Annotated in this window: 9 protein-coding genes and 1 pseudogene; 3 read left to right on the top strand and 7 right to left on the bottom strand. The window is 55.9% G+C overall.

Going from position 1 to position 9,604, the window contains the following annotated elements:
* Window positions 1–1,124, bottom strand: a 1,124-nt coding sequence (locus tag R7Z50_RS23635) for a DUF4158 domain-containing protein (protein ID WP_206926158.1), incomplete at its 3' end; no start/stop codon positions are given.
* A 470-nt stretch (window positions 1,125–1,594) separates the two neighbouring features.
* On the opposite strand from R7Z50_RS23635, the gene sul2 reads away from it, so the two are divergent.
* Genes sul2 through R7Z50_RS23620 form a run of 3 tightly spaced genes read left to right on the top strand, consistent with a single transcriptional unit; the run spans window position 1,595 to window position 4,110 of the window.
* Window positions 1,595–2,410 carry a sulfonamide-resistant dihydropteroate synthase Sul2 gene (gene sul2, locus R7Z50_RS23630; RefSeq protein WP_001043260.1) on the top strand — a complete coding sequence of 272 codons (816 nt, stop codon included), beginning with the start codon at window positions 1,595–1,597 and terminating at the stop codon, window positions 2,408–2,410.
* A 60-nt stretch (window positions 2,411–2,470) separates the two neighbouring features.
* On the top strand, window positions 2,471–3,274 hold the full coding sequence (gene aph(3'')-Ib, locus R7Z50_RS23625) for an aminoglycoside O-phosphotransferase APH(3'')-Ib (RefSeq protein ID WP_001082319.1): 804 nt from the start codon (window positions 2,471–2,473) through the stop codon (window positions 3,272–3,274).
* Window positions 3,274–4,110 (top strand): aminoglycoside O-phosphotransferase APH(6)-Id, encoded by an 837-nt coding sequence (locus R7Z50_RS23620; RefSeq protein ID WP_000480968.1) that lies wholly within the window; start codon window positions 3,274–3,276, stop codon window positions 4,108–4,110. Before aph(3'')-Ib ends, R7Z50_RS23620 begins: the two co-directional genes overlap by 1 nt.
* Before the next feature lie 106 nt (window positions 4,111–4,216).
* Here R7Z50_RS23620 and R7Z50_RS23615 read toward each other — a convergent pair.
* From R7Z50_RS23615 to R7Z50_RS23585, 6 genes and pseudogenes are all read right to left on the bottom strand, one after another.
* Window positions 4,217–4,621: pseudogene (locus tag R7Z50_RS23615) on the bottom strand (IS91 family transposase); the annotation flags it as partial.
* Window positions 4,622–4,732: 111 nt separating this feature from the next.
* The gene (locus R7Z50_RS23610; protein WP_001255015.1) at window positions 4,733–5,038 is read right to left on the bottom strand and encodes a LysR family transcriptional regulator; all 306 of its coding nucleotides are present in this window, start codon (window positions 5,036–5,038) and stop codon (window positions 4,733–4,735) included.
* A gap of 27 nt (window positions 5,039–5,065) precedes the next feature.
* Window positions 5,066–6,280: a chloramphenicol/florfenicol efflux MFS transporter FloR gene (gene floR, locus R7Z50_RS23605; RefSeq protein WP_000214122.1), complete on the bottom strand. Its 1,215-nt coding sequence runs from the start codon at window positions 6,278–6,280 to the stop codon at window positions 5,066–5,068.
* 216 nt (window positions 6,281–6,496) lie between these two features.
* Window positions 6,497–7,381, bottom strand: coding sequence for a DUF3363 domain-containing protein (locus tag R7Z50_RS23600; RefSeq protein ID WP_001447541.1), 885 nt, complete (start codon window positions 7,379–7,381; stop codon window positions 6,497–6,499).
* A 30-nt stretch (window positions 7,382–7,411) separates the two neighbouring features.
* Window positions 7,412–8,905, bottom strand: coding sequence for an IS91-like element ISVsa3 family transposase (locus tag R7Z50_RS23595; protein WP_001120888.1), 1,494 nt, complete (start codon window positions 8,903–8,905; stop codon window positions 7,412–7,414).
* Window positions 8,906–9,322: 417 nt separating this feature from the next.
* The coding region (locus tag R7Z50_RS23585; protein WP_206926155.1) for a Tn3 family transposase at window positions 9,323–9,604 on the bottom strand (282 nt) is incomplete at its 5' end.

Here is a 9,604-nt window from a genome sequence, read left to right as displayed (position 1 = left end):
TTCAGGTAAAGGCAGAGGGTCTGGATATCCCTGTCATTCATGACCTTCAATGCCTGTTGTCTGACTACTGAGAAGGGTTGATTATCATCAATGTTCTCATCCACAAACAGATGCAGTAACTCTGCCGCTTTCGTGACATTGTCCGCGGCTGACTGCCAGGACAGGAACACTGCTTGTTGTGCAAAGGTGTTGGCAGCTTCTTGTTGCTTGCGGATATGGTAAATGAACCCATCAGTTAACCGTTCCAGTGCCAGTTGTATCCGCTCTGTCAGGTGACATAGCAACCATAGATGCTGCTGTGCGCGTTTGAATCGTTTGAGTTTACTACCGTAATAGTTGATGAGCTCACCGAAGTGTTGTCGATTTTTAAGAGACAGATTAAGCCCATCGATAACGCCATTGATTTGCGTGCGCCATGGCGCTAACTGATGATAAAGGGCAAGCTCTTTTTTAAGTTCAGGTACGGTCAGACTTTTTGCACCGCCTCTGAGCTGGTTCAGGCTTAGTCCGTCATCAATGGCTGTTATGCTGTCCAGAAAGACGTGAAGTTCAGGACTGGTGAGTTGATTAAGTTGGTGCGCCAGGTCTTTTCTGACCTGCTGCATCGCTCTGCTTATCAGTCTCTGGAGTACGGTGTACCTAGGGATAGCAATGCTGTGACTGGTTAGGAATTCAATAGCAGTATCAAAGAGGTAACGCGGCTCCAGCCAGGCATTGCCCACCTGAACAAGGTGGTCGAAAAGAGAATTGAAGTGCTGACTTTCGTCCCATTTGTGATAACCAGCAAGGTCTAATACTTTTGCGTAGAGTCGATCTTTTTGTTTTTGTGAGGGAGTGAATGGTCTGAGCCCCTTGCCGCCAAGCAGCTCTTTACTGATGAACATTAAATCCTTAGAAACCTGCGAGTAAGCGATATCTAGGATGACGGGCTTTGATTTGAAGTATCCCAAAATCGCGACAAAGTAACATCTATGAGCTCTGAGACGAATTGACCGAAAAACTGCCAATTCCGCATCGTTCAGAGAAAAGTACAGACGTTGTTCTTCGATTGAAAAAATGGGTGGGGAATAAAGATCTGCCTGTTCTGCTCTCGTGAGAATAGTAATTTCGTTTTTGATGGCCATATCAGGGCTGTTCCGTATTAAATGTACGATATTTACCTAATTTGCCACACTTATAAGTAGTAACCCACCTCCGCAGCCATTTATTGGTGTGGTCTACAGAGGATTAAGTCTTTTTAGAGGGGAAAATCCCTAGAACCCCATCTCCAAACATATCAAGCGTGTCTGTATCCCACTCTATTGTAAACAAGACATTTTTATCTTTTATATTCAATGGCTTATTTTCCTGCTAATTGGTAATACCATGAAAAATACCATGCTCAGAAAAGGCTTAACAATATTTTGAAAAATTGCCTACTGAGCGCTGCCGCACAGCTCCATAGGCCGCTTTCCTGGCTTTGCTTCCAGATGTATGCTATTCTGCTCCTGCAGCTAATGGATCACCGCAAACAGGTTACTCGCCTGGGGATTCCCTTTCGACCCGAGCATCCGTATGAGACTCATGCTCGATTATTATTATTATAGAAGCCCCCATGAATAAATCGCTCATCATTTTCGGCATCGTCAACATAACCTCGGACAGTTTCTCCGATGGAGGCCGGTATCTGGCGCCAGACGCAGCCATTGCGCAGGCGCGTAAGCTGATGGCCGAGGGGGCAGATGTGATCGACCTCGGTCCGGCATCCAGCAATCCCGACGCCGCGCCTGTTTCGTCCGACACAGAAATCGCGCGTATCGCGCCGGTGCTGGACGCGCTCAAGGCAGATGGCATTCCCGTCTCGCTCGACAGTTATCAACCCGCGACGCAAGCCTATGCCTTGTCGCGTGGTGTAGCCTATCTCAATGATATTCGCGGTTTTCCAGACGCTGCGTTCTATCCGCAATTGGCGAAATCATCTGCCAAACTCGTCGTTATGCATTCGGTGCAAGACGGGCAGGCAGATCGGCGCGAGGCACCCGCTGGCGACATCATGGATCACATTGCGGCGTTCTTTGACGCGCGCATCGCGGCGCTGACGGGTGCCGGTATCAAACGCAACCGCCTTGTCCTTGATCCCGGCATGGGGTTTTTTCTGGGGGCTGCTCCCGAAACCTCGCTCTCGGTGCTGGCGCGGTTCGATGAATTGCGGCTGCGCTTCGATTTGCCGGTGCTTCTGTCTGTTTCGCGCAAATCCTTTCTGCGCGCGCTCACAGGCCGTGGTCCGGGGGATGTCGGGGCCGCGACACTCGCTGCAGAGCTTGCCGCCGCCGCAGGTGGAGCTGACTTCATCCGCACACACGAGCCGCGCCCCTTGCGCGACGGGCTGGCGGTATTGGCGGCGCTGAAAGAAACCGCAAGAATTCGTTAACTGCACATTCGGGATATTTCTCTATATTCGCGCTTCATCAGAAAACTGAAGGAACCTCCATTGAATCGAACTAATATTTTTTTTGGTGAATCGCATTCTGACTGGTTGCCTGTCAGAGGCGGAGAATCTGGTGATTTTGTTTTTCGACGTGGTGACGGGCATGCCTTCGCGAAAATCGCACCTGCTTCCCGCCGCGGTGAGCTCGCTGGAGAGCGTGACCGCCTCATTTGGCTCAAAGGTCGAGGTGTGGCTTGCCCCGAGGTGATCAACTGGCAGGAGGAACAGGAGGGTGCATGCTTGGTGATAACGGCAATTCCGGGAGTACCGGCGGCTGATCTGTCTGGAGCGGATTTGCTCAAAGCGTGGCCGTCAATGGGGCAGCAACTTGGCGCTGTTCACAGCCTATCGGTTGATCAATGTCCGTTTGAGCGCAGGCTGTCGCGAATGTTCGGACGCGCCGTTGATGTGGTGTCCCGCAATGCCGTCAATCCCGACTTCTTACCGGACGAGGACAAGAGTACGCCGCAGCTCGATCTTTTGGCTCGTGTCGAACGAGAGCTACCGGTGCGGCTCGACCAAGAGCGCACCGATATGGTTGTTTGCCATGGTGATCCCTGCATGCCGAACTTCATGGTGGACCCTAAAACTCTTCAATGCACGGGTCTGATCGACCTTGGGCGGCTCGGAACAGCAGATCGCTATGCCGATTTGGCACTCATGATTGCTAACGCCGAAGAGAACTGGGCAGCGCCAGATGAAGCAGAGCGCGCCTTCGCTGTCCTATTCAATGTATTGGGGATCGAAGCCCCCGACCGCGAACGCCTTGCCTTCTATCTGCGATTGGACCCTCTGACTTGGGGTTGATGTTCATGCCGCCTGTTTTTCCTGCTCATTGGCACGTTTCGCAACCTGTTCTCATTGCGGACACCTTTTCCAGCCTCGTTTGGAAAGTTTCATTGCCAGACGGGACTCCTGCAATCGTCAAGGGATTGAAACCTATAGAAGACATTGCTGATGAACTGCGCGGGGCCGACTATCTGGTATGGCGCAATGGGAGGGGAGCAGTCCGGTTGCTCGGTCGTGAGAACAATCTGATGTTGCTCGAATATGCCGGGGAGCGAATGCTCTCTCACATCGTTGCCGAGCACGGCGACTACCAGGCGACCGAAATTGCAGCGGAACTAATGGCGAAGCTGTATGCCGCATCTGAGGAACCCCTGCCTTCTGCCCTTCTCCCGATCCGGGATCGCTTTGCAGCTTTGTTTCAGCGGGCGCGCGATGATCAAAACGCAGGTTGTCAAACTGACTACGTCCACGCGGCGATTATAGCCGATCAAATGATGAGCAATGCCTCGGAACTGCGTGGGCTACATGGCGATCTGCATCATGAAAACATCATGTTCTCCAGTCGCGGCTGGCTGGTGATAGATCCCGTCGGTCTGGTCGGTGAAGTGGGCTTTGGCGCCGCCAATATGTTCTACGATCCGGCTGACAGAGACGACCTTTGTCTCGATCCTAGACGCATTGCACAGATGGCGGACGCATTCTCTCGTGCGCTGGACGTCGATCCGCGTCGCCTGCTCGACCAGGCGTACGCTTATGGGTGCCTTTCCGCAGCTTGGAACGCGGATGGAGAAGAGGAGCAACGCGATCTAGCTATCGCGGCCGCGATCAAGCAGGTGCGACAGACGTCATACTAGATATCAAGCGACTTCTCCTATCCCCTGGGAACACATCAATCTCACCGGAGAATATCGCTGGCCAAAGCCTTAGCGTAGGATTCCGCCCCTTCCCGCAAACGACCCCAAACAGGAAACGCAGCTGAAACGGGAAGCTCAACACCCACTGACGCATGGGTTGTTCAGGCAGTACTTCATCAACCAGCAAGGCGGCACTTTCGGCCATCCGCCGCGCCCCACAGCTCGGGCAGAAACCGCGACGCTTACAGCTGAAAGCGACCAGGTGCTCGGCGTGGCAAGACTCGCAGCGAACCCGTAGAAAGCCATGCTCCAGCCGCCCGCATTGGAGAAATTCTTCAAATTCCCGTTGCACATAGCCCGGCAATTCCTTTCCCTGCTCTGCCATAAGCGCAGCGAATGCCGGGTAATACTCGTCAACGATCTGATAGAGAAGGGTTTGCTCGGGTCGGTGGCTCTGGTAACGACCAGTATCCCGATCCCGGCTGGCCGTCCTGGCCGCCACATGAGGCATGTTCCGCGTCCTTGCAATACTGTGTTTACATACAGTCTATCGCTTAGCGGAAAGTTCTTTTACCCTCAGCCGAAATGCCTGCCGTTGCTAGACATTGCCAGCCAGTGCCCGTCACTCCGCGGTCTTCACTGCGTGATCGAGTTGATCGACACCCGCCGTGACACGCTCCATGAAGTGCCTGCCTGCGTCTGTTAGCCGAACGCCCCGCGCATGGCGCTCAAATAGCAGGACACCAAGGTTATCCTCCAGCGCTTTCACACGCGCGCTGACGCTCGACTGGCTGATACCAAGTGCCTTGGCCGCATGCCGAAAATTCAGATGCTCGGCGACGGCGATGAACTGAACAAGGGAAATGAGCGGTATCCTGCCAGACAGGATACCGACATTCACGAGGTTTCGATGGTTAGTGCGCCGCATCGGAGCGGGCCTGCTACCAGTCGTCGGTTAGACGACTGGCGACTTCTCGGTGGCAGCCCCACGGAGCCGAAGGAGCACCAGCCCCAACGAAACCAGTACCGCCATCGCCGTGGCGTAACAGATCACGGGCCACGCTGTGTCACCGTTTAAAAGTGCCACCGCCAATGTCCCGACAATGCTGACTATCAGGCTTTGAACGCAGAAGTAGAACGCGACCGCTGATCCCGCGATGTCGTCGAACTCTGCCAAAGCGCCGTTCGCGGTAACGGACACCGTGAAGACAATACCGACCGCGACAACCCACATCGGTAGGATGAAGGTGAGGAATGACGGCGAGCCGTAAAGTTCGCCGATCCCCAACAGGACCGCTCCGCAAACAAGCAACGCCATCCCACGCGCCACGCATCCTGCGATGCCCCATCTGGCGACAAAGGACTTCGCGAAACGGGTTGTCACGATCATTACAAGCGCGACAGTGGCGAAGGCAAAGCTGAATCCGATCTCGGAATATTCCGCTTGGCCTATGAGCACACGGGGAGCCGTCGAGAAGAAGACGAAGTAGGTGCCCATACCGGCGCTAAAGCCGACAGTGTAAACCCAAAAAGCCGGACTCGCGAAGATCGGCAAGACAGATCGGCGCGTCTTGACTTGATCCAGAGGGCGGGTTTCGTGCCACCTGAAACCCGCATTTAGGAGTGCGAGCATCGCCAGTATAGCCAAAGTAATGAATATCGCCTGCCATCCCAAGAACTCGCCGATCAATACTCCGGCGATAGGGCCGAGCGCAGGCACGAACGCCAGCATCGAACTGAAAAGGCCGTAGATGACGACACCCTCAGGACGGTTGGCATAAACGTCGCGAACCGTCGCGAACGTCGCCACCAGCATGGCCGACGCGCCCACTGCTTGAAGTAGACGGAAAGCGACAAAGGCCGGTGCAGTTGAAGACCAAGCTGCTCCCAGAGACGCAATGACGAAAGCCGTTGCGCCCGCAAGTAGAATTGGCCGTCGCCCGATTCTGTCTGAGAGCGGACCAAAAATCACCTGGCCCACGCCGAGCATCACCATATAGAGGCTCAACGTGAGTTGGATCATAGCGGGCGTCGTGTTCAGGATGCCGGGCATCGCTGGAACGACAGGGAGATAAATATCCATCGCCAGTGAAGCGAGGATGTCGAAAGGAGCCATCAGCAGCAGTGCTGCCGGCAGCGTATAGGCCCACGCGGGGCGTGTGGTGGTCATGACGAATCAACCCTCGATTAAGGAATACCGGGCGACGTCTGCTCGTCAGCAATCAGATGAGACTAGCCTTACAGAGCGCCGCAACAACAATACTGGTTGTTGCGGCTTACTTGTCTGCTGACTTGGAATTTCCCATCTGATTACTCCACGCTTACGAATATGAATTGCTACATTTTATCCGATTATCTTTTGCTTCGCAATGCGGCATGGGCGCACTCAGCGTTCCAGCCCCCTCTGCCGCCCTAACTGCCACGACACCGACCCGCCCTGCACGATGCCCATAACCTCGCGGCCGAGTTGGCGGTCGATGATCGGCCGCCACGGGACAAGGGTGAACTCATGGGATTTCTCGACCACGGCGAACTTGCCGCTCGATAGATGCACGGTTCCGGTAAACTTGCCGCTGACGCTCTCGCCGTCCGTGGCGGCGCGGAACGGCAGGCCCTTACTCAAAGCCATATCCGATCCGACGCCGGCTACCTCGCGCTCCCGCAGGATGGCGAGAAGGTTGCGCCGGTAGAAGACGCGGCTGTCCCGGCTGCGGGTGGCGTCGCCCTGTTCGATATGGTGCTCGCGGCGCTGGTCCATGGCTTCGCGGACTTGTTGCCCGAAGCCGGTTGGCGCAAGGTCGGCCGTCTCGCCGTGGATCAGCCGCCGGTCCAGCCAGGTCGCGCCGTCCGATCCGATCTGTTTGTTCAGATCGACCGGGGAAAGGACGCGAACGCTGGCCTGACTGTCTCGGCCGGCGTCATGGGCGGCGGCACGGCTGACCAGATCATCGGGGATGCGCCATTGGTCGGCGTCGATCCGCTCGACGATACCGGCCCGGCGTAGCGCCTCCAGCCGGCGCACATGGGCATCGACATAGCCCTCATAGTCGCCGCCTGGAACGCGGCACGTATAGGAAGAATAAACGCCCTTTTCACCCAAGTCCAACAGCTTTGGACCGCAGTTGACTCTTTCGACACCCCTGCGATGCAACCCAATCCGGCTGACGGGGAGCCAGCAACGCTGAAAATTTACCCTCCTCTTTCCCACTAGCGGCTCCTTTTCCGACAACCAGCACGGCGGATCCCTGCCGCGGCGCTGTGAACGCAGCATTTTGATTGGTATCGTTGGCCTTCAGGCTCGTCAGTCAAACAGACCCAGGAGCAGCTCAGCCGGTGGCGCCCGGCTTTCGGGTAACGCCCTGGTCCCGCTGGTTTCGGCTTTGTGCTTCAGGTGATCAAGGATCTGCTTGATCACTATAGGGTCTTCAATGCAGGCGATGACTTTCATGGCGCCGCCGCAGCCGCTGCAGGTCTCGATGTCGATATTGAAAACACGCTTGAGCCGTTGCGCCCATGTCATCGACGCTCGCCGTTGTGCTGGTGTTGCCGGTTCATCAGCCACCCTGACCTTGTTGCCCCTGCCCCGTTTTGCCGGCGTGACCAACGCCCGGTGCCGACTGTTGGGTGCGAACACCCCGTGGAAGCGGGTTAGGTTGACTCTGGGCTTCGGTACCAGGGCGGCCAGCCTTGCAATGAAATCCAATGGTTCGAAAATGACGTGCGTGGTGCCGTCCCGGTACGGCGTCTTGAGCTGGTAGCGCACGTTGCCGCCTCGTGTTAACGACAGCCGCTTCTCGGATACCGCCGGGCGGCTGATGTACCGGCACAGCCGTTCGAGCTTCTTGCGTTCATCGGCCCTGGCCGCCACGCCGGCGTGCAGGCTGGACCCGGCTACCTTGCCAATCCCGTCACCGAACGGATCACCACTGGTCGGCAGAGTTTGCAAAGTGAACACCTTTCGCCCCGCCTGTGAACCGACAGCGATACGGTAAGTGATCGAGTGCCCCAGCAGGGGTGTCATCGGGTCGTCATCCACCGCATCCGAGGCCAGATAGCTGTTTTCGACATCCCGTTCCAGCAGGCCTTGCCGTTCCAGATAGCGACCCACCCGGTGGGCGATGGTGTGCGTCAGCTGGGTGAGCTCTGGGCTGGTCGGCGCCTTGACCCAGCGGAAACGCGCTGAGCCGTGGGATTGCTCGACATACACACCGTCGAGAAACAGCATGTGGAAGTGAACATTCAGATTGAGCGCCGATCCAAAACGCTGGATCAGGGTGACCGCGCCCGTCTTGGCCACTTGGTGGGTATGGCCCGCTTTCTTGACCAGGTGCGTGGCAATGACGCGGTAAACGATGCCCAGCACCCACCCCATGATCTCGGGCCGGCTGGCAAACAGGAAACGCAGCTGAAACGGGAAGCTCAACACCCACTGACGCATGGGTTGTTCAGGCAGTACTTCATCAACCAGCAAGGCGGCACTTTCGGCCATCCGCCGCGCCCCACAGCTCGGGCAGAAACCGCGACGCTTACAGCTGAAAGCGACCAGGTGCTCGGCGTGGCAAGACTCGCAGCGAACCCGTAGAAAGCCATGCTCCAGCCGCCCGCATTGGAGAAATTCTTCAAATTCCCGTTGCACATAGCCCGGCAATTCCTTTCCCTGCTCTGCCATAAGCGCAGCGAATGCCGGGTAATACTCGTCAACGATCTGATAGAGAAGGGTTTGCTCGGGTCGGTGGCTCTGGTAACGACCAGTATCCCGATCCCGGCTGGCCGTCCTGGCCGCCACATGAGGCATGTTCCGCGTCCTTGCAATACTGTGTTTACATACAGTCTATCGCTTAGCGGAAAGTTCTTTTACCCTCAGCCGAAATGCCTGCCGTTGCTAGACATTGCCAGCCAGTGCCCGTCACTCCCTGTCGTCTGGGCGTTCCTCTGGGCTAAACATCGACATGATCCGGCGCTTAATATCGCCGTCCTTGTTGACCAGCGTCTTGGTCACGAAGGCCGCGTATTCTTTGGCGTTGTCGTACCCTTTCCAGACCTCGTGGGGGTCAAGAGCGTAGGCGCAAACCCGCCCAGCGACTGGGATTCTGACCAAGGCGCGTTCTGTCTCAAGGTGGGGTTCTAGGGATTTTCCCCTCTAAAAAGACATAATCCTCTGTAGACCACACCAATAAATGGCTGCGGAGGTGGTTTACTTTCAGCTTGGAGCCTAATCATCCACTATCGGCCTTGTTATTTCGCCAATATTGGGCAATTTCCCAGTATTAGTGAAGTTATACGTTCCGCTTAAGTTGATATTTTGCCACGCAACGGGCGAAACAGCACGAGTGATACCCGCTTTCTCTTCATCTCCTCTCGCTTCAAAGTGTCCCAGAAGATGACTCAGTATCGCGGAGTTGAAGTAGATGATCGCGTTGGCAAGCAATCTTGCGCATTCATTCCAGATAGCGATTTCAGACTCGTTTTTGCCACGGAACTGATCACCATTCAC

It is taken from the genome of Vibrio sp. 1249-1, from assembly GCF_033340495.1.
The sequence above is the reverse complement of the archived record's forward strand: the minus strand, read 5'-3'. Positions and strand labels throughout refer to the sequence as shown.

What these genes read in the sequence shown, in the direction of transcription:
- R7Z50_RS23610 (WP_001255015.1), bottom strand. Translation starts at nt 5,038, where the DNA reads ATGCGGCGCACTAACCATCGAAACCTCGTGAATGTCGGTATCCTGTCT.
- R7Z50_RS23600 (WP_001447541.1), bottom strand. Translation starts at nt 7,381, where the DNA reads ATGCTGCGTTCACAGCGCCGCGGCAGGGATCCGCCGTGCTGGTTGTCG.
- sul2 (WP_001043260.1), top strand. Translation starts at nt 1,595, where the DNA reads ATGAATAAATCGCTCATCATTTTCGGCATCGTCAACATAACCTCGGAC.
- floR (WP_000214122.1), bottom strand. Translation starts at nt 6,280, where the DNA reads ATGACCACCACACGCCCCGCGTGGGCCTATACGCTGCCGGCAGCACTG.
- R7Z50_RS23620 (WP_000480968.1), top strand. Translation starts at nt 3,274, where the DNA reads ATGTTCATGCCGCCTGTTTTTCCTGCTCATTGGCACGTTTCGCAACCT.
- R7Z50_RS23595 (WP_001120888.1), bottom strand. Translation starts at nt 8,905, where the DNA reads ATGCCTCATGTGGCGGCCAGGACGGCCAGCCGGGATCGGGATACTGGT.